The organism is Rhizobium sp. Root1220 (assembly GCF_001426265.1).
Taxonomy (GTDB): Bacteria; Pseudomonadota; Alphaproteobacteria; order Rhizobiales; family Rhizobiaceae; genus Rhizobium.
Map to the genome: position 1 here is coordinate 54,639 of NZ_LMDG01000036.1, position 26,401 is coordinate 81,039.

Genomic DNA, 26,401 nt, shown 5'->3' on the forward strand with positions numbered 1-26,401 from the left:
CGGCAGGGACAGATTTGGTGTTCGTTTCCAGCCTGGAGAATGGCATTCTCAGACGGGCCGGAAAGAGCGGCTTCCTTTACTTTGATGTCGATGGCAAGCGCGTCAGCGAAGCAGGCGAACTCGATCGGATTGCCGCTCTCGCCATCCCTCCAGCTTACACCGAAGTGCTGATCTCGGCTGATCCCAACTCGCATTTGCAGGCGATCGGCCGCGACGCTCGCGGTCGCAAGCAGTACCGCTACCATCCCGCTTGGACCGCCGAACGTGGAAAGGAAAAGTTCGGCAAATTGGCGGAGTTCGGCTCAGCCTTGCCCGCCATTCGCGAGAAGGTCGACATGGATCTCAAACTTCGGTCGCCGGGGATGGACAAGGCACTTGCAACCGTCGTCTGGCTGCTGGACAACCTTTACATCCGTGTTGGCAATGCAAGTTATGCCGCCGAGAACAAGTCCTACGGCCTGACGACGCTACGCAGTCGTCACGTCAAGATCACCGGTTCGAGCCTTCATTTCCGCTTCACGGGAAAATCCGGCAAGGAATGGCGCCTGAGCCACTATGACAGGCGCATAACGCGGGCCGTACGGATGCTCCAGGAACTGCCAGGCCAACAGCTTTTTCAATACATCGACGAGGAAGGGATAGCGCATCCGGTTCGCTCGCAGGACGTCAATGCCTACATTCGCGAGGCTGCCCGCGCCGATTTCAGCTCTCGGCAATTTCGCACGTGGGGCGCAACGCACATGGCGGCAACGGCGCTTTCCGTACTCGAGCCGCACGAAACCTCCCGCGGGCGCACATTGCAAATCAACCAGGTGGTCGATGGCGTAGCGGCCCGTCTCGTCAATACGCGTGCAGTCTGCAAATCGTCATACATCCATCCCAAGGTATTCGAGGATTTCCAGAGCGGCGAATTGGCGAGGCTTCCAACGATGCGTTCGAGCCGCAGCGCACGGTTGCAACGCTTTATGGAACCCGACGAGATTGCGGTGCTGCGTTGGCTGAGACAGACGCAGCGTGTGAGCCTCTGACCACAACAGAGATTCTCGCAGTGTTGGCGGCGCCACTTCGGAACCAAAATCGAAATCATCCGTTACTGGCAAATCGCCGGACTACGGCTTGGGAGATGGCGCGGGCGCGTCAGGGGAAATATGGCAAGGCAAACCTATTGGAAGGGATACCTTAAGCTGTCGCTCGTAACGGCAGCCGTTTCACTGACACCGGCAACGACCGACAGCAATCAGATCCGCTTTCACGTCCTCAACCGCAAGACTCGGAACCGGGTCGAGAGCCGCTACGTTGACAGCGTCACCCACAAACCGATCTCCGATAAGGACCAGGCCAAGGGATATCCGCGTAGTGAAGACGAGTATGTCGTTCTCGAGGACAAGGAACTTCAGGACGTCGGCCTTGAAAGCACGCGTACGATCGATATCGACACTTTCGTGCCACGCGGGTCGATAGACTGGATCTGGTACGACAAGCCTCACTTTCTGGTGCCCGAAGACAAGGTGGGCATGGAGGCGTTCTGCGTCATCCGCGAATCGATGAAGGCCAGCGATGTGGTCGGAATTGCCCGCCTCGTGCTCTACCGGCGGGAACGTGCAGTGCTGCTCGAGCCACAAGGGAAAGGAATCATCCTTTGGACGCTTCATTTCGGCGACGAGCTCCGCCAGCCGGCCTCCTCGCTCGATACGGAAAACAGCATCGACGCCAAGGTGCTCTCCCTCATGAGCAAACTCGTCAGCGATAAGACGGAGGACTGGAAGCCGTCGATGGTGCAGGATCCGATCCAGAAGCGCCTGAAGGCAATGATCCGCGCAAGGCAGAAGAGCATGCCGAAGGCGCCCGCCCCGAAGCGTCAAACGGCCAAGCCCACGGGGAACGTCGTCAACATCATGGATGCCTTGAAAAAGAGCATCGCCAAGGACCCCGGCCGTCCGAAAGCGCATTGAGCCGAAAGCGAGAAGCGAGCAGCCTTACTTGAGCTTCTCCAGCGGCACCGCCGACGCAAAAAACGCTTCCCATGGGTCTTTTGCCAGGCTCTCGAGCCGAGCTGGTGCATTGTCTACAGTGAAATAGGCGGGACCAATGTCATCGGTCAGTTCGCTCCATGCCAGTGGCATCGATACCGCTGCCCCCGGACGCGCGCGCGTCGAGTAAGCCGCAACTGCCGTGTTGCCGCGCCCATTGCGCAGATAGTCAATGAAGATCTTGCCGTTGCGTTTCGCCTTTGTCGCCGTTGCGAGGTATCGGTCGGGATAATCGCGCGACATGCCGTCTGCAAGAGCCTTGGAAAAGGCCTTGACGTCGACCCATCCTGCCTTCGGCTTCAAGGGCGCCACCACATGCAGGCCCTTGCCACCCGAGGTCTTGACGAAAGCAGCAAGGCCGGCAGTTGCTAGCCGCACTTTCAGTTCCTGCGCGGCAACGATCACATCGGCCCAGGAAACATCCTCGGCCGGATCGAGATCCATGGTGATCATGTCCGGCTTTTCCCAGTTGCCAGTCGTCGCACCCCAGGGATGGATTTCCAACACGGCCGATTGAACGAGGGCTATCATGCCGTCGAAATCGGCAATCCTCAGCAGTTTCTCGCCACCCCGGTCTTTCGGATCGGTGATCTGCTCGATGTGCGCATTCATGCCTTTCCACGCGTGCTTCTGGAAGAAACGCTGGCTTCCCGCAATGCCATCCGGGCACCTTAGGAGTGCCAGGGGGCGGTTGACGACATAAGGCTCCATGAAACGCCAGACCTGGGCGTAGTAGCCGGCAAGTCCCTGCTTGGTGACACCCTCATCGGGCCAATAGATGCGGTCCGGATGGGTGAGCACAATGTCGGATTGAGGCAAATCCCTTGCACTCTCTTCTTGCGTCTCTCGCATAACATCCCCTGCCGCCTTGTCCTCGCGCAGCCCGCGAAAGGCCGCGTGGCGCAAATTTCCGTCACCGGACCATGCCTGAAACTCAACCTCCGCTACAAGCTCCGGCTTGACGTAGACAAGACCGCGACGCGCTTCCGCCGTCAGAGCGTCGCCAAAGGGGCTCGCCTTCTGTTCGATCTCCGACAAGCGTTTGTAGAGCATCTCGGCGGTGGCCGCCGTGTAACCGGTCCCCACTCGGCCGATATGTTTCAGCTTGCCTTCGCTGTAGTAGCCCATGGCAAGCGATCCGATGGCGTTTTTCATCGATGTGGAAGGTACATAACCACCAACTACGAACTCCTGCCGCTTGGAGCATTTGGACTTGATCCAGTCGCCGCTGCGGCCCGAAGCATACTCGCTGTCTGCCCGCTTTGAGATCACACCTTCAAGACCAAGATGGCAGGCATGACTCAGCACCACGCCACCATTCTCCGCGAAGTGAACGCTGTAGCGAAGCTTTTGCGCCGCGTCGGCAAGCACGTTCTGCAAGAGGCGTTTGCGCTCGACCAATGCCGCCTTCCTCAGATCGTATCCGTCGAGATAGAGCAGGTCGAAGGCGTAGAAGACAAAACGATCGTCGCGTCCTTCGCTCAAATCGCTCTGAAGCGACGAGAAATCCGAGGCGCCGGTTTCGCGCTCGACTGCGAGTTCGCCATCGATCACAGCAGACCGGACAGGCAGCGTGGAAAATGCATTGGCAATCTCCTTGCCGAACTTTTCCGTCCAATCCAGCCCGCTACGCGTCAGCATCGTGACCTTGCCGCCCGTTATGCGAACCTGCAGCCTGTAGCCATCGAACTTGATTTCGTGAATCCAGCCCTCGCTGGCAGGAGGCTTGGGCTTGAGTTTGGCGAGCGCAGGCTCGATGAATTCGTGCAGCGCCGCCTTCTCTGCACCCTTTGGCCAATCGTGGCGAGCCGGTTTGGGCGCACGTGATTCAGCCTGCGTGGCGACCTTGGCGTTGCCTTTTGGTCTGGAGTTCCATGTTGCGTCAGGGTGCCTGGCTACCTCCGCGATCTTGCGTCCGGTCTTGGCCGATTCCGGGCGCTGCTTGAGAATGTCACCCTTGCGTTGCACCTCCTCGTCCTCGGCCTTGATCAGCAGCCAGTTCTCCTGCTTCTCATCGGGTTTGCCGTGCATCCGCACAAGATGCCATCGCCCTTTCAGCTTTTCGCCATCCAGGTCGAACTCCATGTGGCCTTTCTTATAGGCCTTGTGCGCATCTCCATGCGGCGTCCATGTACCGCGATCCCACACGATCACCGTGCCGCCACCATATTGCCCCTTCGGGATGATGCCTTCGAAATCTCCGTAGGCGAGCGGATGATCCTCTACGTGCACGGCAAGTCTCTTGTCGTCGGGATTGAGGCTTGGTCCGCGCGTCACTGCCCAGCTTTTCAGTACCCCGTCCAGTTCCAGCCTGAAGTCGTAGTGAAGCCGTGTGGCATCATGCTTCTGAATGACGAATGTGAGAGCATTGCTGCCTGCCTCCTTGGCGCCGCGCCGAGCGCCGCGAGGCTCGGGCGTGATCTTGAAATTCCGCTTCGCCTGATAGGTTTCGAGAGCCATTGTCAGCTCGCCTTAGTCTGTCCGTTGTCGGCGCGCCGGCGCACCTTGCCGGAGGGCGCCTTTGCGCTGGCCTTCGCACTTTGACGTAGTGCCTCCATCAGGTCTATGACCTTACCTTCCGGCTTTGGCTTTCTCTTGGGCAGTTCCCTGCCCTCTATCTTCGCCTTCACCAGCTCGGCCAGCGCCGCTTCATATCGATCCTCGTACTCCTGTGGATTGAAGAAACCCTTCTTGGTACCGATGATATGGCCGGCCAGTTCAAGCATTTCCTTGTCGAACTTCATCTCCGGAATATCCTTGAAGACGGACTCTGCATTGCGAACCTCGTAGTCGAAGCTCAGCGTCGTTGCCACGACGTAGTCGTGCTGTGGTCGGATCAGCACCGTCCTGTTCCGGCGGAAAAGCACCGCCTCGGCGATGGCCGCAACCTTGCGTTCGCGCATCGCCCGGGTAATGAGAACAAGCGCTTCCTCGTCGTCGTCGCTTACAGGCGCGAGATAGTAGGGCTTGTCGAAATAGAGCTTGTTGATTTCGTCATAGGGAACAAAGTTCTGCACGCTCAGAACCTTGTCGCTGTCGGGCACGAGCCCCGCGAGCTCATCACCCTCGATCATGATATAATCACCGTTTTCCAGACGATATCCCTTCACCTGATCGTCGCGTTCAACAGGCTTGCCGGTCTCGCTGTCAACGAACTGGCGTTCGACACGGTGACCGGTCTTGCGGTTAATGATGTTGAAGGAGATGCGATCGGACGCTGAGACCGCCGTGTATAACCCCACCGCGCAAACAAGATCGCCCACCTTCAGATGGCCCTTCCAGCTTGCCCGAGCCGCCATGATAATCCCCTCTCAGCTTTTGGCGCGCTGCCCGCGCCCGCGTCGTTCACCTATTGCAATGATCTTTTCCACGGATGCGATATCGTCGCTGGCAACCACCGGGACAGGATCGGCGGCAATAGCCTCCAGCACCTCCTTGGAAATCGCGCCGTTTCGGATCATCCACTCCAGGGTTTCCCGCGTATTCCGCTCGGCCTTCAGCTGCGCATAGAGTGCGACGATCAGCCGGTCGCGCGCATCCATGGCGCTGCTCTTGCTGTCCACTTTCCGCACGTGAGGCATTGCGACCCTGCCGATGTTCCTAAACAGCCGAATCAACTGCTCAAAGCCGGAAAAGTTCCGTAAGTCACCGAAATAATGCCGATTTCACCCCTCACATCCGATCAAAGCATGTGGTCTTGCCGCCTTGCTCTGACCGTCCCCTAAGCCAAATCCCAAAAAAATAGCCACCGCTCTGAACGGTGGCCGAGTCATAAAGGTCGAAACCTCCAGAGGGGAACAGCTGCACCATCGACCGGGAGGACTAACCGACAGTATGAGCAACTGCCTCAACTATGACGGCCGCACCCAGTTCGCTCAACCAACCGACGGCTGAAATGCCGACCCCATGGAGATCTTCTTTCCAAGGTTTGGCGGAAACGCGCGATATTCTACCAGGCCCCGCATCCGGTGGTGCAAGGCCACTGTCGGGTGTCGGCGGGTGCCGCTGCTTCAGACATCAACGCAATACAGGACGAAAATCAGCTGCGAGCCAGGCTGAATCCCGTGGCTGCGCAACTTGTGCGGCACGCAATCCGCTGCTAGCTGGGCTGTTGCAGATGCACCACGTTTGAATCGAAGCGCTGGCTTTCCACGAGCCGTCGATCAGGCTGTATTTTATTTTCGTGCTCAGGGTCCGCCATCGGAATGACGAGAATATCGATATCTTCCGTAACCAGTCGCTCAGCCATGCCAGCAATACCGCAGACAACGTGGGTCGCTCAGGTCGGGGCTCCCTTACGGTTTCACCAGATCCGGAGGCGCTCGAAAGTAGGACGCTCACATGCTCAACGACAGGTGACGGTTCTTTCCCGGCTCCGATTGGCGCACCGCCGACGGCGCGCCTACGGTTGAAGAAAGCAGGAGATTGCACAGATTCAACTCGATAGTATCCACAAGGGCGCAAGCGCAGCCCGGCACATCGACCAACCAAGGGCTGACCGCTTTCCCATCGGTCCCGTCCACCATTCGAACGAAGGAGTATTGACTTGGCTATTCGCACGATTGTCTGGGGTGAAAACATCCACGAGACCACCAATGACATCGTTCGGGGCATCTATCCCGAAGGCATGCACACAACCATCGCCAATGCGCTTAACACCGACCCAGCGATCAGCGCCACGACCGCGACGCTACAGGAACCGGAGCATGGCCTCGCCGAAGCCCGCCTTGCCGAGACCGATGTCCTGACGTGGTGGGGCCACAAGGACCACGGCGCCGTATCCGATGAAGTCGTCGAGCGCGTCGCCAAGCGGGTCTGGGAGGGCATGGGCCTGCTCGTGCTCCATTCCGGCCACTTCTCGAAGATCTTCAAGCGGCTGATGGGCACCCCCTGCGCGCTTAAATGGCGCGAGGCCGGCGAACGCGAGCGTTTGTGGACAATCAACCAGCGCCACCCGATCGCCGCCGGTATCGGCGAGAATTTTGTTTTGGAAAACGAAGAGATGTATGGCGAACAGTTCTCCGTGCCGGAACCGCTGGAGACGGTCTTCATCTCCTGGTTCCAGGGCGGCGAAGTGTTCCGCTCAGGCCTGACCTGGCGCCGCGGCGCCGGCAACATCTTCTACTTCCGCCCCGGCCACGAGACCTATCCGACCTATCATGACGCCAACGTCCAGAAGGTACTCACCAACGGCGTGAAATGGGCGTACAACCCGCAGGGCGACCTGAAAAGCATCACAGATGCCCCGAACGTTCCGGTCGAGGAGGCCCACGAGCCGATCGTCGAGCGTGGTCCGAGATTGCACCAGGCCGGCGAAGCCGGTTACCGCTGAGGAGAATAGCGATGCGTCTACTCGTTCTTGGCACAGGCGTTATGGCCAAAAACCAGGTTTCCAATTTCCTCGCCATCGATGGTGTCGAGGTCGTCGGCGCCGTCGACACGGATCAGGCCCGGCTCGACGAATTCGCCGATCATTTCAGCATCGAAAAGCGGTTCCGCTCGCTGGACGAAGCGATCGCCTGGGGGGATTTCGACAGCGCTACCAACGTAACCCCCGACCGCATCCACCACCCGACCAGCCTGGCGCTGATTGCCGCTGGCAAGCATGTGTTCTGCGAAAAACCTCTGGCGGAGCACTATGCCGGAGCGCTGGAGATGACGGAGGCCGCGGAAGCTGCTGGTGTCATCAACATGGTCAACCTCACCTATCGCAACGTCGCACCGCTGCAGCGAGCGCGCGAAATGGTGCTGGCCGGCGAACTGGGCACGATCCGTCACGTCGAGGCCTCATACCTCCAGAGCTGGCTGGTATCTCGCGCCTGGGGTGATTGGCGCACGGAATCTCGCTGGCTTTGGCGTTTGTCGACTGGTCACGGTTCGAACGGCGTGCTCGGTGATGTCGGCATCCACATCCTCGATTTCGCTGCCTATGGCGCAGCGACCGATATCGACCACGTCTTCGCTCGCCTGAAGACCTTCAACAAGGCACCTGGCGGCCAGATCGGCGAATACCTGCTCGACGCCAACGACAGCTTCACCATGTCGGTCGATTTCACCAACGGGGCGCTTGGCGTCATCCACGCAACGCGTTGGGCTACCGGCCACCTCAACGAACTGAAGCTTCGCATCTACGGCGAAAAGGGCAGCCTGGAGGTAACCCATCGCCCGGACGGTTCCGAACTGCGAGGCTGCCTCGGTGACGACATCGAGAACGCCGTCTGGCGGGATATCGAGGTCCCGGAGGTACTGACAAACTACCAGCGCTTTGCCGAAGCGGTCAGAACCGGAAAGCAGGACGACCCGACCTTCCGCCACGCCGCAAACCTGCAGAAGGTCATCGACCTTGCGATCGTCTCGGAGAAGGAGCGGCGGGAGGTCAATCTCCTGGCTGCCTCTGAACAAGAAACCCCGGCAGACAAGCGTACACCGCCGCTGACAATCGTCGTATAACTCATCAAAAATCTGCACCACCAAAGGCCCGCCTCGGAGGGCCTTTGTCGTTGCGGAGCAGCGTTAAGCCAACCGATCCGCTAGCAGCCCGATCGATGCCGCGTCGGCGTTCGCGAACGCCAATCGGAGGTAATGCTCCTGCCCCTCCCCGAAATAGCTTCCGGGCAGGCAAACGACACCGGCTTCCTTGGCCAGGCGTTCCGCGACGGCTGACGAGCTCAGGCCTTCGAACGGATGCCGGATAAACGCGAAATAGGCGCCAAGCGCGCCGATCTCCCAGCCGGGCAGTTGCGCCATGACGATTCGCAGGGCATTCGCGCGCCGCGCGATCTCGACGCGGTTGCCGGCGCGCCAGTCCGAAAGGAGCGGCATCGCCTGGGCTGCAGCAACCTGTGCCGCCCGCGGAGCGCAGATTTGCATGTTGTCCATCACCTTGGTGATCTCGGCGATGACGTTCGCACCGGCGGTGATCGCTCCGAGGCGGTGCCCGGGAATACAGAAGGACTTCGAAAAGCTGTAAAGCAGGACCAGCGTCTCGTCCCAGCCCGGGATTGTCAGCAGTGGGTGTGGCGCCCCGTGGGCATCAGGCAGAAAGTCGCGGTAGGTTTCATCGACGATCAGCCATGCCCCATGTCTCTGGCAAAGCAGGAAAAGGTCAAGCAGCAACGCCGGCGGATAGATGGCCCCCGTCGGATTGTTCGGCGTGACGATCGCAAGGACTTTTGCACCGCCCGCCAAAGCCTTCTCGGCGGATTGCAGCTTCGGCAGAAAGCCGTGCTCGGCGTCGCACTCGACCAGCACGCGCTTGATGCCGAGCATCGCAAGCGTCGTTTCCTGATTGAAGTAGAAGGGATTGGTCAGGGCAACCGTATCGCCGGCACCGGCAAGTGCAATCGCCGCAGACATAAAGGCCTGATTGCAGCCTGCGGTGATGTGAATATTATCGGATGAGACCGATGCATCGTAAACCGAAGACATATGCCGCGCATAGGCGTCGCGCAAAACGCCCTCGCCTTCGATCGGCCCGTAACCGGTTGTCTTCGGCGACGCAGCCGCTTCTCCGAGCAGCCGCAGCATCTCGGGATGGGCGGGGTAGCCCGGCACAGCCTGAGAAAGATCGACCAGCGGCCCCTTTCCACCGCGGTATTCGCGAGCCCAGGCAAGAACGGAAGGGATCGGCGGTGGCGACAGTCGGGCAACGAGCGGATTGGCTTGGGCGGCGGGCATGAATGCTCCCAGGTGGTAGAGGCGCGACAGGGATCTGCACTCCTGCACAGAATCGATGTGCTGGGCAACACGCATTGGATTTCCTACCCGACGCGTTCCGTCAGGAGCCGCAGCAAGCCTTCAACCTCGAAAGGCGCGGTATCTCGATATGCCGGTTGGCAACGATCAAGATTATGCCGTCAGCCTTGAGCCGCGACATCTGGCGCGACACCGTTTCGATCGTCAGCCCGAGAAAGTCGGCGATGTCGGCGCGCGACAACGGCAGATCGAAGCGGCGACTGTCGCCTTGCGCCTCGGGGTCGAGATGAGTGGCGATCAGCATAAGGAAACTTGCGACCTTTTCGGCGGCGGTCTTCCGCCCGAGCGTCAGCATCCAATCGCGCGCCTCGTCCAGCTCACGCAACGTCTGTGTCATCAGTCGGCCGGCGAGCGTCGGGTTGGTCTTGACGATGCGTTCCAGCGCCGCCTTAGGCACCCGACACAGATTGACATCGGAGGCAGCCTCGGCCGAGACCGCATTCTCGACCGCATTTAGCCGCCCGATAAAATCGGGAGCGAACTGCAGGCCGACGATTTGCTGGCGTCCGTCTTCGAGGGTTTTCGTCAGCTTCACGACGCCGCGAATGACCGTGGCATAGGATTCGGCCGGCATCTTCTCACCCGCCAGTTCGTCACCGGCTTCGTGGTTGACCAGCCGCGTGTGGGCCGAAAGCGCAACCAGCTCGTCTTCGCTCAGCGCGCCGCACATGCCCTTGTGACGCACCTCGCAGCTGAGGCAACGTACTGGTATATTTGAATTATGTATGTCTCTGCGCATCAATTGGCTCCTCGCGGAGCATAGACTACCGCAACGCGAAGAGAACAGTCTTTTCTTGATCGAGATCAAAGCACTGGCATCGGCACGCCGCTACTTGTTGTCGAAAAGGACCAGTCATGAATGCCGATCTCATCGCCCGCTACGCAGCTCCCGTGCCGCGTTACACCAGCTATCCAACTGCCCCGTATTTTCACGACGGTATCGACGAAACGCACTATCGGCAGTGGCTCGGCGAAAATACCGATGGTCCGCTCTCGCTGTACCTCCACATCCCGTTCTGCGACCGGCTCTGTTTCTACTGTGGCTGTCACACCAAACAAGTTCGCCGCTACGATCCGATTGCAGCCTATCTTGATGCACTGAACATCGAAATCGAGCTCGTCGCCGAATGCCTCGCCGGTCGCAGGAAGGTCAGCGCCATCCACTTCGGCGGCGGCTCGCCGACGATCGTGAGCCCGGTCGACCTGCAACGACTGCGCGTCACCCTCGATCGGCACTTCGATATCCAGCCGGATTGTGAGATCAGTGTCGAAATAGACCCGACGCATGTCGACGCCGAGCGGCTAAGCGCCTGGAAATCGTTCGGGATGACTCGGGCGAGTGTCGGCGTGCAGGATTTCGAGCCAATCGTGCAGGCCGCCATCAATCGTCCGCAGAGTTTCGAACAGACAGCGGCCGTCGTGGGAATGCTCCGTGAGCTTGGCATCGGCTCAATCAATCTCGACATCGTCTATGGTCTGCCGCATCAGGATCGCCAGATGCTGCTCAACACCATTGAACTGTGCCTGGCGATGACACCCGACCGCATCGCCATGTTCGGCTATGCGCATGTTCCCTGGGTGAAGAAGCACCAGTCGCGGATCGACACCGCAACGCTCGCGAGCCCCGTCGAACGGTTCGAGATGGCTGCGACCGGTACAGAACTCCTTCTTGACGCCGGTTTGGTAGCGATCGGCATCGATCACTTCGCCAAGCCGCACGACAGCATGGCACGAAAGCTCGCCGACGGCGCGCTGCGACGGAATTTTCAAGGCTACACGACGGACGTTGCCAACATCTTGATAGGGTTGGGTGCGTCCTCCATTGGCAGGCTCCCTCAAGGCTATATCCAGAACATCGTCGCCACGGGTCAATACTGCCGCGCGGTTTCGGAAGGCCGCCTGCCGGTTGTGCGCGGCTTCGCACTGTCGGACTCCGACCGCGCATCGGCATTGGCGATCGAAAATCTGATGTGCCGCCATGCCTTCTCCCTGGCCGACCTGCGCGCCCGCTTCCGGCGGGCGGCGGACAGCGCTTGCAATGATGCGATGCGAACTCATTTTCTCGACGACGACGGCCTTACAAGCTTCGACGGCGATACGTTTGCGATAAAGCCGGAAGGCCGTCCTTTTACCCGCGCCTTCGCTTCGAAATTCGATCGATATCTTCATCAGGGCGCGGCGAAACATTCATTGGCTGTTTGATCCAGATCAAATTGCATCAAGTGAATCTGCCTATGACTGACAGCGACACCAAATTGCCGCAGTCTCCACTTGCCGATTGTTCCCGCCACCCACCCAGTTATAGTAATTTCAGAAATTTCTGAAATCACAGATATAACGGAAATCAAAATGAACCTTCCGCCGCTTGTTCAATCCTTTGTTCTGCACTTCGGTGAAATGGGTTCGCGTTGGGGCATCAACCGCACCGTCGGCCAGATCTATGCGTTGCTCTACGTCTCACCCTCGGCGCTCTGCGCCGAAGAGATCGCCGATTCGCTCGGCATTTCGCGCTCCAACGTATCGATGAGCCTGCGCGAGCTGCAGGCCTGGAACCTGGTTCTGCTCAAGCACAAGCCCGACGACCGCCGCGACTTCTTCACCACGCCTGACGATGTCTGGCTGATCCTGCGAACGCTTGCCGAGGAGCGCAAGAAGCGTGAGGTCGACCCAACGCTATCCGTCTTGCGGGAAATCCTGATGCAGAGGCCGGCCAGTGATGCCGAACGGCATGCGCAGGAACGCATGAGCGAGATGCATGGCCTGATCGAACAGCTAACGCACTGGTACGAAGACGTAAAACAACTTGAAACAGAGCGGCTTGCAACGCTACTCTCGCTGGGAGCGAAAGTGACGAAGCTGTTGGAGGCCAAGGACCGAGTCGTTTCGCTCGGCCGCAGCCGCCGGCCCAATCCTGCGAACAAGAGTTAGCGCCATGGGGAGTGCTTACTTCGACGCAACTGCGAAGCAGGCTTCCGGAAAGCCGGGAAGTTCTGCGCCGAAAGTCGCAGGGCTGCACACGGCGGCAGCAATCCAAACCATCGCCACGCTCCTATGGATCCCGCAGGCTGCGCTCCTTTCCACGGCAGTCGGCCGGATTGCCCAAGGCGGCGGCGTCCCTGATGTCCTCTGGCCCGCAATCTTCATTGCCCTTCTTGGGACAGGAAAAAGCTGTCTCGACGCGGCTGGCGGCCGCATGGCTTTTCACGCGGCGCGGGCGGAACTGACCGGGCGACGCTCGATGGCCATTGCAGCGCTGGCCCAGCGCTCGCCCCTCGACAGCACCCGGGCGGCCTCCGGTGAAGCTGCAAGCGTCATCGGTGAACAGGCGGAGCTGATTGTCCCGTACCTGTCACGGTTTCAGCCGGCCCGCTTCAAGGCGACGAGCGTGCCACTGGTCATCCTCGGCTGCGTCTTTCCGATTTCCTGGGTCGCAGCACTCATTCTACTGGTCGCGATGCCACTGATCCCGATTTTCATGGCGCTGATCGGCTGGCGCGCGCAAGAGGCCAGCGAGAAGCAGTTGGCTGCCACCGGCGGACTGAATGGCTTTCTGCTCGACCGCCTGCGCGGCCTCGCCACCATCCGCTCGCTCGATGCCGTCGACAGAACCGCCGACAAACTGCGAGCAGACGCGGAATCGCTGAAGAGCCGGACGATGGCAGTGCTGAAGATCGCCTTCCTCTCGTCGGCGGTTCTCGAACTCTTTGCAGCACTCGGCGTCGCAATGGTCGCCGTCTTCGTCGGCTTTTCGTTGCTGGGAGAGATCCGCTTCGGTTCCTGGACAAGCGGTCTTGATCTGGCAAGCGGCCTGTTCGTCCTGCTCCTCGCACCGGCCTTCTTCGAGCCGCTGCGCGAGCTTTCCTCCGTCTGGCACGATCGCGCCTCCGGCGAAGCCGCCATCAAGGCTTTGGATGCCTTGAGTGCCGACGGCATGACGCTCGCGCTGGCCGAAAGCACGACGCCACGCCTAAGCGATGGCGACATCCACCTCGAAAATGTCAGCTTCCGTTATGGCGAGGGCGCATCGCTAGCGATCGAAGCATTCGACCTGCACATCCGCGCAGGTGAACATGTCGCCCTTCTCGGCGCCAGCGGCTCGGGCAAGTCGACCCTGCTGGCATTGATTGCGGGGCTGGCCACTAGCGAAAGCGGCGAGATCAGGATCGGTGGGCAGCCTGCCGGCTCGGCCGCGCAAGGCAGGATTGCCTGGATCGGTCAGAAGCCGCACATCTTTGCAGGCACGATCACGCACAATGTCGCTCTCGGTCGGCCAGGCGTATCACCGCAACAGGCGGCCGAGGCACTCGACGTCGCCAAGCTCGGTAGTCTCGCCTCCACCTATGCATGCCGCCCGCTCGGTGACGGCGGCACCGGCCTCTCCGGCGGCGAAGCGCTCAGGCTCGCCATCGCGCGCGCTGCCGCCAGCTCCGATGCCTGTATCGTGCTTGCCGACGAACCGACGGCCCATCTTGATGCCGCAACGGCTGACGACATCACCGACAGCCTGCTTGCTCTAGCGAGACATCGGACGCTTGTGGTCGCAACACACGATCCGCGCCTCGCCGCACGTATGGACCGCACGATTGAAATCGGCGCCGAAGCGGCGCGGGAGGCTGCGGAATGAATACATCCCTCCGGTATCTCAAGCCGATCCTCAAGCTGTTCATATCCGAACAACGGCGCGGCCTGCTCATCGGTGTTGCGCTGTCTGCGACCACGGTTGCGGCCGGGATCACGTTGCTCGGCCTCTCCGGATGGTTCATCACCGCAACGGCAATCGCCGGGCTTTCCATGGCGACAGCTGTCACCTTCGATGTGTTCGCCCCCTCCGCCAGCATCCGCTTCCTCGCCATCGGCCGCACATTCGCGCGGTACGGCGAGCGGCTCACAACACATGACGCCACGCTCAGCGTCTTGGCCGCCCTGCGCGAACGGCTTTTCCGCGGCTGGGCGCAGGCCGGCGCCGCGAGGGAACTGGCGCGTCGTCCCGCGAAGCTGCTTTTTCGCCTGACCGGCGACATCGATGCGCTTGATTCGCTCTATCTGCGGGTGATCGTACCGGCAGGTGTCGCGGTCATTGCCGCCATCGCAACGGGCGGTGCACTTGGTCTCATGCATCCCCTCTTCGGCTTGCTGGCGGGCACGCTGCTGCTGACGGCCGGTCTCGGCATTCCCATGTTTGCCGGGCGTCTAGCGACAAAACACGCACGACGCCGAGCTTATGGTGTCGAGGCTATCCGCGCGCGTACGATCGACTTCGTCGCCGGCCAGACGGACCTGCTGATGGCCGGCCGATTGCACGCGCAGAGCGCGGCCATCGCGGACGCCAACCGATACGCCGCGCATGCCGACGACCGCCTGAACCGCATGGAAGCCGGCGTCGCGCTCGGCCTCGGCTTAGCCTCGACGCTACTGCTGAGCGGCTCCCTGCTTGCCGTCGCGGCCCTTGCCGGAACAGGCGCGATCACGGCCCCGGTGGCAGCACTCGGCATCCTGATTGCATTTGCCGCCGTCGAGCCGTTCGGTGCCCTGCGTCGCGGCGCAATGGAGCTCGGCCGCACGCTGCTGGCGGCCAGCCGCATCGCGCCACGCCTGTCAGTCGACGACGCGCCATTCCGGAATACCGCGCCAATACCCGGCCTGGCGTTCCAGCTTTCCGATGTCTGTACCCGGTATGGTCCATCCGAAGCGACAGTGTTGAAAACCGTCACGCTGACGCTGGGGTGCGGCGAGAGGCTTGCCTTGGTAGGCCCAAGCGGGGCAGGAAAATCGACGCTTCTCGCACTTCTCGCGTCTGAGATGCGGGCCGACCAAGGCAGTGTCGCCAGCCTTGGGGTGACGTTGCTGACGCAACGGACCGAACTCTTTCAGGATACGCTGCGAGGTAACCTCAAGCTCGCCAATCCAACCGCGACTGACGATCAGCTCCGGCAGGCACTCAGCGCGGCCGGCCTGCTTGCCGACGTTGTTGCACTCCCCCGCGGCCTGGACACGTTGCTCGGCGAAGGCGGCATGGGTCTTTCCGGCGGACAATCGCGCCGCCTTGCGCTCGCGCGCCTTTTTCTCCGCGACACGCCGCTTTGGCTGCTGGACGAGCCGACAGAAGGGCTCGACGCCACAACTGCTCGCGACGTCATGACCTGTCTTTCGGACGAGGCCGATGGCCGGTCGCTCGTCGTCGCCACGCATATCCGCCGGGAAGCCGCGATCGCCGATGTGATCGCCGTCCTCGAAGGCGGGTGCATCATTGAAGTTTCACGCCGCGGAGAGGCGGCGTTTCAAAAGGCTCTGAACCGGCTGAGACCGGACTGAGCTGCCGCGCCTAACCGCCACGCAATCCGGCATGGCGGAAACTCTTCGTACCCCGTGGGGCCGTGGGAGAAAGACAATGGAACTAGACATCGTCGCGCTATCGCGCTTCCAATTCGCGCTGACCGCGCTTTATCACTTTCTGTTCGTGCCGCTGACGCTCGGGCTTTCCGTGCTGCTCGCCATCATGGAAACCGTCTACGTCATGACTGGTCGCCAAATCTGGCGGCAGATGACAAAATTCTGGGGCGTACTCTTCGGTATCAATTTCGCCATCGGCGTGGCCACCGGCGTCGTCATGGAGTTCCAGTTCGGGATGAACTGGAGCTACTACAGCTACTATGTCGGAGACATCTTCGGCGCACCGCTGGCGATCGAAGGCCTCATGGCCTTCTTCCTCGAGGCGACTTTCGTCGGCCTGTTCTTCTTCGGATGGGACAAGCTCTCCAAGGTCGGTCACCTTGTGGCGACATGGTGCGTGGCACTGGGCTCCAACTTCTCTGCGCTGTGGATCCTGATAGCCAACGGCTGGATGCAGAACCCCGTTGGCTCAGCGCTCAACCCGCAGACGATGCGCATGGAGATCACCAGCTTCTTCGACGTGGTCTTCAATCCGGTGGCCCAGGCGAAATTCGTCCATACAGTGTCGGCCGGCTATGTCTGCGCGTCCATCTTCGTTCTCGGCGTCTCGGCCTGGTACCTGCTGAAGGGCCGCCACATCGAAATCGCCAAGCGCTCGATGACCGTTGCCGCTTCCTTCGGCCTTGCCTCGGCGCTCTCCGTCGTCGTGCTCGGTGACGAAAGCGGCTACCTCGCCACGGAAAACCAGAAGATGAAGCTCGCCGCAATCGAGGCGATGTGGACGACGGAGCCCGCACCCGCCGCGTTCACCGCCTTCGGTTTCCCCGATCAGCAGGCGCGCGAAACCCACTTCGCGGTCCACATCCCATGGGTCATGGGTCTGATTGGAACGCGTTCGCTGACCACCGTGATCCCGGGCATCGACCAGCTTGAGCGGCAAGCGGAAGTCCGAATTCGCGAAGGCATCAAAGCCTACGATGCGCTGATGCAGATCCGTGCCGCGCCGGCGCAGGATGGTGTGTCGGCGTCGGTTCGCACCTCGTTCGAAGACCTTGGCCACCAGCTCGGCTATGCTCTTCTGCTGAAGAGGTACATCGACGATCCGCGTCAGGCGACGCCGGAACAGATCACCCAGGCAGCCAGGGATACGCTCCCGCATGTGCCGACGCTGTTCTGGTCGTTCCGGATCATGGTCGGCCTCGGCATGCTCTTCATTGCGCTGACGGCAACCTTCTTCTGGCTGTCCGCGCGCCGGCATCTGGATAAGTATCCGTTGCTCCTGAAAATCGCCGTGCTTGCCATACCGCTTCCATTCATCGCCATCGAGGCAGGCTGGATCGTGGCAGAGATCGGCCGCCAGCCTTGGGTGATCGAAGGTGTGTTGCCGACGGCAATGGCCGTCTCCAGTCTCGGCGCAAGCACCGTCCTGCTGACGATCATCGGCTTTGCAGCGCTCTACACCGTGCTGATCATCATCGAAATGACCTTGATGATCCGGGCGATCCGAAAAGGGCCGGAACCGGACGATCAGCCGGAAGCCAAACTTATCTCAGAAACCCTCGTTCCCGCTGCGGAGTGACCGACATGATCCTGCACGAACTCATCGACTACCAAACCCTGCGCTTGATCTGGTGGCTGCTTCTCGGCGTACTGCTGATCGCCTTTGCCACTACCGACGGCTTCGACCTCGGCGTCGGCACGCTACTTCCCTTCGTGGCGAAGACGGATACCGAGCGTCGCGTCGCAATCAACACCGTCGGCCCTGTCTGGGAAGGCAACCAGGTTTGGCTGATCCTCGGCGGCGGCGCGATCTTCGCCGCCTGGCCGCCGCTCTACGCGGTCTCCTTCTCCGGCTTTTATCTGGCGATGTTCGCGATCCTGTTCGCACTCATTCTGCGGCCGGTCGCCTTCAAATACCGCTCGAAGCGCGAGAGCGCCCGTTGGCGGAATAACTGGGACTGGGCGCTCTTCGTCGGCGGCTTCGTTCCGTCGCTGATCTTCGGTGTCGCGGTCGGCAACGTCCTGCAAGGCGTACCCTTCCGCTTCGATCCTGCTGACATGCGTATCTTCTACGAAGGTACGTTCTTCGGATTGCTCAATCCGTATGCACTGCTTTGCGGCCTGCTTTCGGTCGCCATGCTCGTCATGCACGGCGCCTCCTGGCTTGTCCTGAAGGCAAGCGGCCCTGTCGCCGAGCGGGCAAGGGGCTACGGCAGCGTTGCCGCCCTCGCGGTCATCGTTCTTTTCGCGCTGGGTGGAATCTTTCTGATGTTCGGCGTGAGCGGCTACACCATCACCAGCGAGATCAATTCGATGGGCCCGTCCAACCCGCTGTTGAAGACCGCGGTGCACGAAGGCTCATGGTTGGCAAACTATGGCGCCCATCCCTGGATGATGATCGCACCTATCCTCGGGTTCGTGGGCGCTGCGGCAGCATTCATCGGCATTCGAGCAGGGTGGGAAATAGCGACGCTGCTTTTCAGCAAGATCGCCATCCTTGGGATCATCTCGACCGTCGGTCTCTCGATGTTCCCGTTCATCCTGCCCTCCTCGCTCGATCCGAACTCAAGCCTGACGGCCTGGGATGCTTCTTCAAGCCACATGACCCTGTTCATCATGCTGGTGGTGTCGGCGATCTTCCTGCCCATCATCGTCGCTTACACCGCTTGGGTCTACAAGGTTCTCTGGGGCAAGGTCGACGCGGATACAGTCAACGACAAGAGCGGCCACGCTTACTGAAGGAGAAAAACGATGTGGTATTTCGCATGGATCCTTGGCCTGCCGCTGGCAGCCGCCTTCGCCGTCCTCAACGCCATGTGGTACGAGCTGATGGATGATGGCGCCAAGAAGAAAAAGCAGTGAAACCTGCGGGATGCGCCGGAATTCTGGCGCATCCCGTGCTGGCTTGTATCGTCAACGTCGCCAGCTGGTCATGTGCCCTATCACGCGTCGACCGCGCAACCACTCCGGCTCAGTAGCTAGCTTCGACCCAGATTCTTGCCAACGCTTCGATACCGGCCTGATCATCAGTATCGAAGCGTGATGCAAGCGGACTGTCCAAATCAATGACACCCAGGATGCCGCCTTGGTGATGAAGCGGCACAACCAGTTCCGACCTAGACGCTGCGTCGCAGGCAATGTGGCCGGGAAACGCGTGCACATCCTCGACAAGCATCGATACGCCTTTCTGTACCGCGGCTCCGCAGACACCGCGGCCGACAGGGATGCGAACGCATGCGGGCTTCCCCTGGAACGGCCCGAGGACGAGTTCATCCCCCTCCTTCAGAAAGTAGAAGCCCGCCCAATTCAGATCCGGCATCATCTGGAACATCAGGGCCGACGCGTTCGCGGCGTTGGCGATCGCATCACGCTCCCCCTCCAGCAGGCCCTTCAGTTGCTGAGCGAGCTCCCTGTAGAATTCTTTCTTGTCCGCGAGATTGATCGTTGCAGTCTGAAACATGTCGGCCATCGCTTCTGTTCTGTTTGAGCGCTCCATATAGTGGCCGCAGCTGGCCTTGCCAATTGGCTCTCAGCTTGGCGACGCGACGCACCCCCTGTCACTAAGTGGTGATAGCAAGCAATTTCTACCTTGCCAGCAGGTAATCCGGCCATATCTACTTTGTCTGTCGCGACCGATTGAGGATCGCGGAATCGGGCCGATCGCCTGCTGGAAGCGGCGATCCGCATGCGGTGCCGGGCGAAAGCCGACCGACCAAGTGGCGGTTTCACAGGGGCATTCCGATGAACGGACGGAGCAGCTGCTTCTCGGCCAGGCGCGTGAGAAGACGCAATGCATTGTTCCAGCCGGATAGATAGAGCCATTGATTTCAAATTGAGGTAAGCACGATGACACCGGAAGACAGACGGACGGTATTTAGCCACCGCCAGATCGCAGCAGTTATCGAGGGTATAGCCCAGGAGGATGGCAGCGAACCGCCGATCACAGGCAAGTCGCTTGGCGAAGCGATACTCTTCGTATCGGAAGAGGCGGCGACCAGCGCGTCCAGCGCCCATGTCATCTACGGCGAGAAAGGTTCACTCAGCTACACCGACTGCCTGAGCGTGTACCGCGACTATGCGGCAGCGCTCCGCCAGGCAAACTGAGCGTGCCGTAGCAACCAAACCGACAGATTCACGTAGCAGAGGACGTGGTCGAATGGCGAAGCGAAGTGCCGGTCTGTTGATCTACCGCATCCATGAGGGCGCCTGCGAGATTCTGCTTGTTCATCCGGGTGGGCCTTACTGGGCGAAAAAGGATGAGGGCTCCTGGTCGATCCCCAAGGGCCTGGTTGATGGGGCGGAAGACGGGCTTGTCGCGGCACGGCGTGAAGCCAGGGAGGAACTTGGCGTCAATGTCGAAGGCAACTTCGATCATCTTGGAGAATACAGGCAACCCAGCGGCAAGGTTGTTGCCGCCTGGGCTGTCGAGGCCGATCTTGATGCCGAGGCGATAGCGAGCAACAGCTTCCAAATGGAGTGGCCGCCGCACTCCGGCGTCGTCGCCGAATTTCCCGAGGTGGACAAGCCGCGATGGTTTACCCTTGTGGACGCTGAACGAAAAATCCTGAAGGGACAACACCCGCTGATTGCCGACTTCGTGAAATATCGGTCTGGCAGCCTGGCGCCCCGCGCGGACTAGCGCCACTATACGTACGATTGTGCATGGCAGCTATTCGCAATCGGCTCTCGCATTGCACTCGCGTCTGGGTATGACGGAGTGAGCCCTCCTCTAACGATTCTGATCTCATGACAGCAATAAACTCACCGTTGCGCGGTGTTGTCATCGCGTTTGCCGCCTATGCGGTGTTCGCTTTCAGCGACGCCTCCATCAAGATTCTGCACGGCGGCATTCCAGCATATGAGATCGCCTTCATCGGCTCCCTGTTTGGCTGCGTCGCCCTCCCCTTCATCAAGGGCCGGGACGACTCGTGGCTCGACATCGTCAGGAGCTCGAACCGCACGCTTTGGATGCTTCGCTTCGTCTGCGGTGCGGTTGGCGCCATCGCCTCGATCATCACCTTCACAAAGCTGCCAATGGCTGAAGCCTTCTGTCTGCTCTTCCTGTTGCCATCGTTTGTGACCATCCTCTCTGTCGTCTTCCTCAAAGAGGATGTGCGCTGGCAACGCTGGGCCGCCGTGATCGTCGGCTTTGTCGGCGTACTGGTTGTGCTGCGGCCGGGTTTCCGCGAATTGTCGGTCGGCCACCTTGCTGCAGCAATTGGCGGGCTTGTCGCAGCGATATCGATCGTCATCCTCCGAAAAATGGGCCCTGCGGAAAAGCGCTTGTCGCTCTACGGCGCGGCTCTGCTGGGTACATTGATCGTCAGCGGCTTGCTGATGCTCTCGGAAGTGGTCGTACCGACGCCCCGTCAATGGGTCTTCATTGCGAGTTATGGCGTGCTCGGCGCGGCCGGCAACGTATTGCTGATGACAGCTGCACGGCTGGCACCGGCCAATCTTGTGGCGCCGCCGCAATACAGCCAGATGCTATGGGCGATTGCTTTCGGCTATCTCGTCTTCGATGACACGATCGACCTGCCGATGGCTGCCGGCATAGTGCTGATCATCTTCTCCGGCCTGCTGACGCTGGCGCGGGAGAAGAAGCGCGGGACGCCGCTGCCACGCGCCGTTGTTTCGGCTGACAACCAGGCGCCGCTTGCCACATCGGCAGACAACCGCGTTGAGCAGCCCTGACACTGCCGCCCCAAAAAAAGAAGGCCGCCATTGCCGATGTCTGAGACACTGGCAATGGCGGCTTCCATTCATATCCGAAACTGCGCTGCTAGCGGCGCAAGACCGGGCAACCGCGGACGTTGCCGAAGCTGATCTCATCTGCGCCACGACGCGACCAGCCCTGAACGATCACGCGGCGAGGTGTGACGTCAACGACGTGCGCGCGGCGGAAGCCGTAATCACGGGCAATGTCTTCGGCGAGCCGCGGATCACAGCCACGCGGACGCGGTGGCGGGCGACCGTAGTCAGGCGGTGGCGGGCGATAATAGCCGGGAGGCGGTGGCGGACGGCCGTTGCCAATATAAACGTCTACTTGAGCGGAAGCCGGTGCAACCGCCCCGGCAAGCGTGCCAGCGGCGAGCAACGTCGCAAGGCCCGCCTTGGCCAGAAATTGCATCATTGAGATCTCCAATTAGGCTCGGCTGGTGCCGCAGCCACTTCGATTCACTAATACCGGTGGGGATCAACCTTCCCGGACATGCATACCTCTATGCGATTCGCACAAAGCAGGCCGAAAATGGCACGGCCAAGGCAAGCGGGCCGCGCCGTTGTGAACTCCACCGACTATCGGCGGATCACCGGGCAACCGCGAACGTTGGCGAAAGTCATCCGGTCCCAGCCGTGATAGCTGCGTCCCGAGACCACGACCCGGCGCGGCGTAAGATCGGTGATGCGCGCATTGCGCAGCCCGGTCCACCGCGCCTTCTGAACCGCCTGTACGGGCGAGCAACCACGGACGATCGGGCGGTATTGGACATCGATGACAGGTGCACGATCCCGGCCCGAAGCGGCAGCGGCCGGCGCCAGCGCGGAAATCGAGCCAATTGCGAGAAGAGCGGCAAGCGAGGCCTTGGCAAGAAAATGGGTCATGGCAATACCTTCCGGTCTGGTTGCATCCACCTCCCCCTGAGGGATTGCCAAGACGATAAGCCTATGAAAATGAACGATGTTCGAACCGGTTATTCACTTTCCGTTCAGCCACCGAGATGCAGCACGATTTCGCGCCGATGCGGCATGTCACGATGCTCGAAGAGATAAATTCCCTGCCATGTACCCAGAGCAAGTCGTCCGTTCAATACCGGAATGCCGATCGAGACTTGCGTAAGCGCTGCCTTGATATGCGCCGGCATATCGTCAGGCCCCTCCGTCGTGTGCACGATCCAGCACATCGCAGGATCGGAGGAAGGCGACACAAGTCGTCGGAAAAACGCGTTTAGATCCGTGCGGACGTCGGGGTCGGCGTTCTCCTGAACGAGCAGCGAGCACGAGGTATGGCGCACGAACACCGTCAGGAGCCCCTCGCCCACGCCGCTGGCGCGGACGAAGTTCATCGCATCCGCGGTAAATTCGTAGAGGCCTTGTCCACAGGTGGAAAGGGTGAGAATCGTGTGGGGCATGGGCAGAACTCCCGCAAAGCTTGTTTGCCGAGAGGTGCCTCTCGCTCCGCCTCATGTCAATGTGATTGCGACATCACTTGCTCAAAGGCGCAGGAACGGCACGAAACCTCCAAAAATCATCCGCTTTCCGTCGAAAATCGCCTTCCAGTCGTCACCTTGCATTCGGGAGTCCGACATCACTTTTGGCATGATCGCGTCGCGCTCCTGACGTGAATTATAGATGATCCAGGAGAAGATCACGACCTCATCTTCCGCCGCCTGCACGGCGCGTGGAAAGGACGTCAGCTCGCCGTAAGGTACGTCATCCCCGATGCACTCGACATATTCTATGGCGCCATGAGACTTCCAGATCGCGCCGGTTGTCGCCGAAAATGCCTTGTAGGCCTCGATGTTCTTCTTTGGAACGGCTAAGATGAACCCATCGACATAGGACATGTTTTTCTCCCTTGCGTTGTTGCACACGTCAAGGACGAACGAACCAGACCGGAACCGACATCCCTGCTAGTCAAGTGAGAATAGGCGCAATGGCTGACAGACAAGGCCGCCGTTGCAACCAATTTACGAAGTCGTCACCACTTGTGGCGCAGCATTCAAGAGCTCTGGCGGGGCAAACCGGATCGCGGGCTACGCCCCGGTTGCAATCGTCGTTGCGCGAAGGGTCCGAAATTGCTCCACAAGGAAGTCGACAAGCGCTCGAACAGCGCTGGGCAGGCCGCGCGAGGCGGTAAAGACAAGATATATTGTCGCCTGCGACATCTGATAGTCGGGAAGCAAATGCACGAGCGTTCCTGCCCTGAGGCCTTCGGCGCAGACGTGGTCTGGCAGCAGCCCCACCCCGACCCCGGCATAGATGGCTTCAAGCACTGCGGGAACGCTACGACAACTCATACGAGGTCTGTGCTCATGCCTGTAAGGCATTCCGTCGGGCCCCTTGAACTCCCACACATCCGTGTCTTTGCATTCGCCCATCGCACTGGTGAATGACACCGTCGGCACGTCGGCCAGGCATTCGATACCGCGGCTTGGCGAGAGCGTTCGCGCAAGGTCTTTGTTGGCTACCAGAATGAGATCCACCTTGCTGAGAACCCGCATGGTCAATTCGGAATCAGTCTCCTCCGCCAACTGCGCGCGCACGGCAAGGTCCAGACGGTCGTTGATGATATCGACGCGCTGGTCGGTGGCGAGAACCTTCAGCTGGACCTTGGGGTACCGGATCAGGAATTCCGGAAGCATGGCGCTCAACGAGCCTTCCAGCAATCCGGTAGGAACGCTGATTCTGACCGAACCTTGTGGTTCGCCGCTGGCTTCGTTGACGGCCTTTGCAGCACGATCGACCTCGCGCAGCATGTTCTCGCAGTAGCCATATAAGGACTGACCGATTTCCGTCACCCGAAAACGATGCACGGTGCGCTCGATCAGCCTCACTCCCAGCCGCTCTTCCAGCGCCGATATATGTCGGCTCAGCTTCGATTTCGGTAATCCCAAAATACGCGCTGCAGCAGAAAAGCCGCCATGACGAACGACCGCTGCAAAGTAGGCGAAGTCGTTCATATCCGGAAATGTCAGTTCTGCCGCATTCACCCAGGCACCTCGTTTATGTACACAGTCAAGCCCTCCGTGCGGGTGGCTTACGCCTCCTGACAGTGGATGCCAACCCGCCGCAATGAGCCTTTCGTTCCAAATTTGGAACATTGCGTTCCAATTGGCAGTCTTCAGTTTGCTGCGGCGCAGTATTATCTCCCGGCTGCAAATCTCCTCGATATCGCTCCGTCGATGTTGTCACAGCGCTCGTTTCGAGCCTCAACGATAGTTTCCATTTTTTGATGCGCCGTTGCCGACGGCGCAGCGGAAAAATTCGTCTAACCATTTGATATTGTTGCATAAAAATCACAAATACCGCCAAACGATGCAATTCAGTCGGGTTTCTTTCACATGAGAATTGATAGATTTACTTTGAAATGAGATTACGGCGCCAGCGGTTCGCTGATCCGCGCGCCGAAAGGCAATTACCGGAACCACCGCCAATGCGCTCTTGCGTGAAAGCGGCGTTCCTTCGAAAAGGAAATGGATTTTAAAATGAACATACGGATGGTTTTGTTGACGTCGGCAGCAGCCTTTGCTGCCGCCTCGTCGCCGGTCTTCGCTGCTGACGCCATCGTTGCAGCTGACCCGGAACCGGTAGAATACGTCCGCGTCTGCGACGCGTACGGCACGGGTTACTTTTACATTCCAGGAACCGAGACCTGCCTGAAGATCAACGGTTACATCCGCTTCCAGGTTGACGGAGCTCCGGATGCCAAGGGCACGAGCGACTGGAACGCAAAAACACGCGCACAGGTTCAGTTTACGGCCAAGAGCGACACTGAATACGGTCCGCTCACCGGCGTGATTGTTTTCCGCAACAACGGCGACAACACCTCGACCTCCACCATTCTAGATTCGGCCTACATCGACGTCGCCGGCTTCCGCGCCGGTCTGTTCTATAGCTGGTGGGATGACGATTTGAGCGGCGAAACGGACGTACTGTCCAGCTATCAGACGCTGCACAACTCGATCCGCTATCAGTACGAAAGCGGCGACTTCTACGCCGGCATTTCGGTTGATGAACTCGAAGACGGTGCATCGATCGAGCCGAACGACGTCGGCATCGCGCTGGGTGTTGGTGGCAAGGCTGGAGCATTCTCCTACCAGGTCATCGGCGGTTACGACACCGACACCGAAGAAGGTGCGATCCGCGCAATGGGCTACGCTGATATCGGCCCCGGCACAGTCGGTCTCGCTGCAGCCTGGGCTAGCGGCATCAACAGCTACTACGATCAGTCCGAATGGACGGTCGCTGCCGAATACGCTCTCAAGGCGACCGACAAGCTGACGATCACGCCTGCCGCTCAGTACTTCGTCAACTACGATCACAACGCGACCAACACCGACTTCGGCAATGGTGATGCATGGGCGGTTGGCCTGACGGTCGACTACCAGATCGTCGACAACTTCTACGCCAAGGCGACAGCTACCTACACGAATCCGGATGACGCCAACGACGTAACGACGGGCTTCTTCCGTCTGCAGCGCGCGTTCTAATCTGAAATCCCGGCG

General features: G+C 60.1%; 27 protein-coding genes. 15 read left to right on the forward strand and 12 right to left on the reverse strand.

Going from position 1 to position 26,401, the window contains the following annotated elements; all coding sequences use genetic code 11:
- Window positions 1–14: 14 nt before the first annotated feature.
- A complete protein-coding gene (locus tag ASC90_RS25040) occupies window positions 15–1,028 on the forward strand; it encodes a DNA topoisomerase IB (protein WP_082520052.1) in 1,014 nt (337 codons plus the stop codon).
- 120 nt (window positions 1,029–1,148) lie between these two features.
- Window positions 1,149–1,952: a Ku protein gene (locus tag ASC90_RS25045; protein ID WP_056546604.1), complete on the forward strand. Its 804-nt coding sequence runs from the start codon at window positions 1,149–1,151 to the stop codon at window positions 1,950–1,952.
- Between the two features lie 24 nt (window positions 1,953–1,976).
- Here ASC90_RS25045 and ligD read toward each other — a convergent pair whose 3' ends face one another.
- The 4 genes from ligD to ASC90_RS29550 all read right to left on the reverse strand — a co-directional run bounded on the left by ligD (window position 1,977) and on the right by ASC90_RS29550 (window position 6,279).
- Window positions 1,977–4,490, reverse strand: coding sequence for a DNA ligase D (ligD, locus tag ASC90_RS25050; RefSeq protein WP_056546607.1), 2,514 nt, complete (start codon window positions 4,488–4,490; stop codon window positions 1,977–1,979).
- A 2-nt stretch (window positions 4,491–4,492) separates the two neighbouring features.
- On the reverse strand, window positions 4,493–5,329 hold the full coding sequence (locus tag ASC90_RS25055) for a Ku protein (protein ID WP_056546610.1): 837 nt from the start codon (window positions 5,327–5,329) through the stop codon (window positions 4,493–4,495).
- 12 nt (window positions 5,330–5,341) lie between these two features.
- The gene (locus ASC90_RS25060; protein ID WP_056546613.1) at window positions 5,342–5,611 is read right to left on the reverse strand and encodes a hypothetical protein; all 270 of its coding nucleotides are present in this window, start codon (window positions 5,609–5,611) and stop codon (window positions 5,342–5,344) included.
- A gap of 518 nt (window positions 5,612–6,129) precedes the next feature.
- A complete protein-coding gene (locus ASC90_RS29550) occupies window positions 6,130–6,279 on the reverse strand; it encodes a hypothetical protein (protein ID WP_156393133.1) in 150 nt (49 codons plus the stop codon).
- 297 nt (window positions 6,280–6,576) lie between these two features.
- Between ASC90_RS29550 and ASC90_RS25065 the strand changes: the two genes are divergently transcribed.
- Window positions 6,577–7,362, forward strand: coding sequence for a ThuA domain-containing protein (locus ASC90_RS25065; protein WP_056546615.1), 786 nt, complete (start codon window positions 6,577–6,579; stop codon window positions 7,360–7,362).
- Between the two features lie 11 nt (window positions 7,363–7,373).
- Window positions 7,374–8,480 carry a Gfo/Idh/MocA family oxidoreductase gene (locus ASC90_RS25070; protein ID WP_056546618.1) on the forward strand — a complete coding sequence of 369 codons (1,107 nt, stop codon included), beginning with the start codon at window positions 7,374–7,376 and terminating at the stop codon, window positions 8,478–8,480.
- Between the two features lie 63 nt (window positions 8,481–8,543).
- On the opposite strand, the gene ASC90_RS25075 is transcribed toward ASC90_RS25070, so the two are convergent.
- Both ASC90_RS25075 and ASC90_RS25080 read right to left on the reverse strand, forming a co-directional pair.
- The gene (locus ASC90_RS25075) at window positions 8,544–9,707 is read right to left on the reverse strand and encodes an aminotransferase (protein ID WP_056547223.1); all 1,164 of its coding nucleotides are present in this window, start codon (window positions 9,705–9,707) and stop codon (window positions 8,544–8,546) included.
- 100 nt (window positions 9,708–9,807) lie between these two features.
- Window positions 9,808–10,524 carry a Crp/Fnr family transcriptional regulator gene (locus ASC90_RS25080; RefSeq protein WP_056546621.1) on the reverse strand — a complete coding sequence of 239 codons (717 nt, stop codon included), beginning with the start codon at window positions 10,522–10,524 and terminating at the stop codon, window positions 9,808–9,810.
- A 116-nt stretch (window positions 10,525–10,640) separates the two neighbouring features.
- Here ASC90_RS25080 and hemN point away from each other — a divergent pair, with 116 nt between their 5' ends.
- From hemN to cydX, 7 genes are all read left to right on the forward strand, one after another.
- Window positions 10,641–11,987, forward strand: a complete 1,347-nt coding sequence (hemN, locus tag ASC90_RS25085) for an oxygen-independent coproporphyrinogen III oxidase (RefSeq protein ID WP_056546624.1) — start codon at window positions 10,641–10,643, stop codon at window positions 11,985–11,987.
- 147 nt (window positions 11,988–12,134) lie between these two features.
- Window positions 12,135–12,713, forward strand: coding sequence for a GbsR/MarR family transcriptional regulator (locus ASC90_RS25090; RefSeq protein WP_056546627.1), 579 nt, complete (start codon window positions 12,135–12,137; stop codon window positions 12,711–12,713).
- 4 nt (window positions 12,714–12,717) lie between these two features.
- On the forward strand, window positions 12,718–14,409 hold the full coding sequence (gene cydD / locus ASC90_RS25095) for a thiol reductant ABC exporter subunit CydD (RefSeq protein WP_056546630.1): 1,692 nt from the start codon (window positions 12,718–12,720) through the stop codon (window positions 14,407–14,409).
- Complete coding sequence (gene cydC / locus ASC90_RS25100) at window positions 14,406–16,097, forward strand: thiol reductant ABC exporter subunit CydC (protein ID WP_056546633.1); 1,692 nt, start codon at window positions 14,406–14,408, stop codon at window positions 16,095–16,097. The genes cydD and cydC overlap by 4 nt, the downstream gene beginning before the upstream one ends.
- Window positions 16,098–16,173: 76 nt before the next feature.
- Entirely contained in the window at window positions 16,174–17,754 is a 1,581-nt protein-coding gene (locus ASC90_RS25105; protein WP_056546636.1) for a cytochrome ubiquinol oxidase subunit I, read from the forward strand.
- A 5-nt stretch (window positions 17,755–17,759) separates the two neighbouring features.
- On the forward strand, window positions 17,760–18,914 hold the full coding sequence (cydB, locus tag ASC90_RS25110) for a cytochrome d ubiquinol oxidase subunit II (RefSeq protein WP_056546639.1): 1,155 nt from the start codon (window positions 17,760–17,762) through the stop codon (window positions 18,912–18,914).
- A gap of 12 nt (window positions 18,915–18,926) precedes the next feature.
- Window positions 18,927–19,037: a cytochrome bd-I oxidase subunit CydX gene (gene cydX, locus ASC90_RS25115; protein WP_056546642.1), complete on the forward strand. Its 111-nt coding sequence runs from the start codon at window positions 18,927–18,929 to the stop codon at window positions 19,035–19,037.
- 109 nt (window positions 19,038–19,146) lie between these two features.
- Here cydX and ASC90_RS25120 read toward each other — a convergent pair whose 3' ends face one another.
- Complete coding sequence (locus ASC90_RS25120) at window positions 19,147–19,635, reverse strand: GAF domain-containing protein (protein ID WP_056547227.1); 489 nt, start codon at window positions 19,633–19,635, stop codon at window positions 19,147–19,149.
- 386 nt (window positions 19,636–20,021) lie between these two features.
- On the opposite strand from ASC90_RS25120, the gene ASC90_RS25125 reads away from it, so the two are divergent.
- The 3 genes from ASC90_RS25125 to ASC90_RS25135 all read left to right on the forward strand — a co-directional run bounded on the left by ASC90_RS25125 (window position 20,022) and on the right by ASC90_RS25135 (window position 21,869).
- Window positions 20,022–20,279, forward strand: coding sequence for a hypothetical protein (locus tag ASC90_RS25125; RefSeq protein WP_056546644.1), 258 nt, complete (start codon window positions 20,022–20,024; stop codon window positions 20,277–20,279).
- A 52-nt stretch (window positions 20,280–20,331) separates the two neighbouring features.
- Window positions 20,332–20,814, forward strand: a complete 483-nt coding sequence (locus ASC90_RS25130) for an NUDIX domain-containing protein (RefSeq protein ID WP_056546646.1) — start codon at window positions 20,332–20,334, stop codon at window positions 20,812–20,814.
- Between the two features lie 107 nt (window positions 20,815–20,921).
- Window positions 20,922–21,869 (forward strand): DMT family transporter, encoded by a 948-nt coding sequence (locus ASC90_RS25135; RefSeq protein WP_056546650.1) that lies wholly within the window; start codon window positions 20,922–20,924, stop codon window positions 21,867–21,869.
- Between the two features lie 88 nt (window positions 21,870–21,957).
- On the opposite strand, the gene ASC90_RS25140 is transcribed toward ASC90_RS25135, so the two are convergent.
- The 5 genes from ASC90_RS25140 to ASC90_RS25160 all read right to left on the reverse strand — a co-directional run bounded on the left by ASC90_RS25140 (window position 21,958) and on the right by ASC90_RS25160 (window position 24,856).
- On the reverse strand, window positions 21,958–22,308 hold the full coding sequence (locus ASC90_RS25140; protein ID WP_056546654.1) for a hypothetical protein: 351 nt from the start codon (window positions 22,306–22,308) through the stop codon (window positions 21,958–21,960).
- A gap of 164 nt (window positions 22,309–22,472) precedes the next feature.
- Complete coding sequence (locus tag ASC90_RS25145) at window positions 22,473–22,778, reverse strand: hypothetical protein (protein ID WP_056546657.1); 306 nt, start codon at window positions 22,776–22,778, stop codon at window positions 22,473–22,475.
- A gap of 104 nt (window positions 22,779–22,882) precedes the next feature.
- Window positions 22,883–23,305 carry a secondary thiamine-phosphate synthase enzyme YjbQ gene (locus ASC90_RS25150; RefSeq protein ID WP_056546660.1) on the reverse strand — a complete coding sequence of 141 codons (423 nt, stop codon included), beginning with the start codon at window positions 23,303–23,305 and terminating at the stop codon, window positions 22,883–22,885.
- Between the two features lie 81 nt (window positions 23,306–23,386).
- Window positions 23,387–23,740 carry a DUF1428 family protein gene (locus tag ASC90_RS25155; protein WP_056546665.1) on the reverse strand — a complete coding sequence of 118 codons (354 nt, stop codon included), beginning with the start codon at window positions 23,738–23,740 and terminating at the stop codon, window positions 23,387–23,389.
- A gap of 189 nt (window positions 23,741–23,929) precedes the next feature.
- Window positions 23,930–24,856 carry a LysR substrate-binding domain-containing protein gene (locus ASC90_RS25160; RefSeq protein WP_056547230.1) on the reverse strand — a complete coding sequence of 309 codons (927 nt, stop codon included), beginning with the start codon at window positions 24,854–24,856 and terminating at the stop codon, window positions 23,930–23,932.
- Between the two features lie 525 nt (window positions 24,857–25,381).
- On the opposite strand from ASC90_RS25160, the gene ASC90_RS25165 reads away from it, so the two are divergent.
- Window positions 25,382–26,386, forward strand: a complete 1,005-nt coding sequence (locus ASC90_RS25165) for a porin (protein WP_056547233.1) — start codon at window positions 25,382–25,384, stop codon at window positions 26,384–26,386.
- Window positions 26,387–26,401 lie beyond the last annotated feature (15 nt).

What these genes read in the sequence shown, in the direction of transcription:
- ASC90_RS25045 (WP_056546604.1), top strand. Translation starts at nt 1,149, where the DNA reads ATGGCAAGGCAAACCTATTGGAAGGGATACCTTAAGCTGTCGCTCGTA.
- ligD (WP_056546607.1), bottom strand. Translation starts at nt 4,490, where the DNA reads ATGGCTCTCGAAACCTATCAGGCGAAGCGGAATTTCAAGATCACGCCC.
- ASC90_RS25055 (WP_056546610.1), bottom strand. Translation starts at nt 5,329, where the DNA reads ATGGCGGCTCGGGCAAGCTGGAAGGGCCATCTGAAGGTGGGCGATCTT.
- ASC90_RS25060 (WP_056546613.1), bottom strand. Translation starts at nt 5,611, where the DNA reads ATGCCTCACGTGCGGAAAGTGGACAGCAAGAGCAGCGCCATGGATGCG.
- ASC90_RS29550 (WP_156393133.1), bottom strand. Translation starts at nt 6,279, where the DNA reads ATGGCTGAGCGACTGGTTACGGAAGATATCGATATTCTCGTCATTCCG.
- ASC90_RS25070 (WP_056546618.1), top strand. Translation starts at nt 7,374, where the DNA reads ATGCGTCTACTCGTTCTTGGCACAGGCGTTATGGCCAAAAACCAGGTT.
- ASC90_RS25075 (WP_056547223.1), bottom strand. Translation starts at nt 9,707, where the DNA reads ATGCCCGCCGCCCAAGCCAATCCGCTCGTTGCCCGACTGTCGCCACCG.
- ASC90_RS25080 (WP_056546621.1), bottom strand. Translation starts at nt 10,524, where the DNA reads ATGCGCAGAGACATACATAATTCAAATATACCAGTACGTTGCCTCAGC.
- hemN (WP_056546624.1), top strand. Translation starts at nt 10,641, where the DNA reads ATGAATGCCGATCTCATCGCCCGCTACGCAGCTCCCGTGCCGCGTTAC.
- ASC90_RS25090 (WP_056546627.1), top strand. Translation starts at nt 12,135, where the DNA reads ATGAACCTTCCGCCGCTTGTTCAATCCTTTGTTCTGCACTTCGGTGAA.
- cydD (WP_056546630.1), top strand. Translation starts at nt 12,718, where the DNA reads ATGGGGAGTGCTTACTTCGACGCAACTGCGAAGCAGGCTTCCGGAAAG.
- cydC (WP_056546633.1), top strand. Translation starts at nt 14,406, where the DNA reads ATGAATACATCCCTCCGGTATCTCAAGCCGATCCTCAAGCTGTTCATA.
- ASC90_RS25105 (WP_056546636.1), top strand. Translation starts at nt 16,174, where the DNA reads ATGGAACTAGACATCGTCGCGCTATCGCGCTTCCAATTCGCGCTGACC.
- cydB (WP_056546639.1), top strand. Translation starts at nt 17,760, where the DNA reads ATGATCCTGCACGAACTCATCGACTACCAAACCCTGCGCTTGATCTGG.
- cydX (WP_056546642.1), top strand. Translation starts at nt 18,927, where the DNA reads ATGTGGTATTTCGCATGGATCCTTGGCCTGCCGCTGGCAGCCGCCTTC.
- ASC90_RS25120 (WP_056547227.1), bottom strand. Translation starts at nt 19,635, where the DNA reads ATGTTTCAGACTGCAACGATCAATCTCGCGGACAAGAAAGAATTCTAC.
- ASC90_RS25125 (WP_056546644.1), top strand. Translation starts at nt 20,022, where the DNA reads ATGACACCGGAAGACAGACGGACGGTATTTAGCCACCGCCAGATCGCA.
- ASC90_RS25130 (WP_056546646.1), top strand. Translation starts at nt 20,332, where the DNA reads ATGGCGAAGCGAAGTGCCGGTCTGTTGATCTACCGCATCCATGAGGGC.
- ASC90_RS25135 (WP_056546650.1), top strand. Translation starts at nt 20,922, where the DNA reads ATGACAGCAATAAACTCACCGTTGCGCGGTGTTGTCATCGCGTTTGCC.
- ASC90_RS25140 (WP_056546654.1), bottom strand. Translation starts at nt 22,308, where the DNA reads ATGATGCAATTTCTGGCCAAGGCGGGCCTTGCGACGTTGCTCGCCGCT.
- ASC90_RS25145 (WP_056546657.1), bottom strand. Translation starts at nt 22,778, where the DNA reads ATGACCCATTTTCTTGCCAAGGCCTCGCTTGCCGCTCTTCTCGCAATT.
- ASC90_RS25150 (WP_056546660.1), bottom strand. Translation starts at nt 23,305, where the DNA reads ATGCCCCACACGATTCTCACCCTTTCCACCTGTGGACAAGGCCTCTAC.
- ASC90_RS25155 (WP_056546665.1), bottom strand. Translation starts at nt 23,740, where the DNA reads ATGTCCTATGTCGATGGGTTCATCTTAGCCGTTCCAAAGAAGAACATC.
- ASC90_RS25160 (WP_056547230.1), bottom strand. Translation starts at nt 24,856, where the DNA reads ATGAACGACTTCGCCTACTTTGCAGCGGTCGTTCGTCATGGCGGCTTT.
- ASC90_RS25165 (WP_056547233.1), top strand. Translation starts at nt 25,382, where the DNA reads ATGAACATACGGATGGTTTTGTTGACGTCGGCAGCAGCCTTTGCTGCC.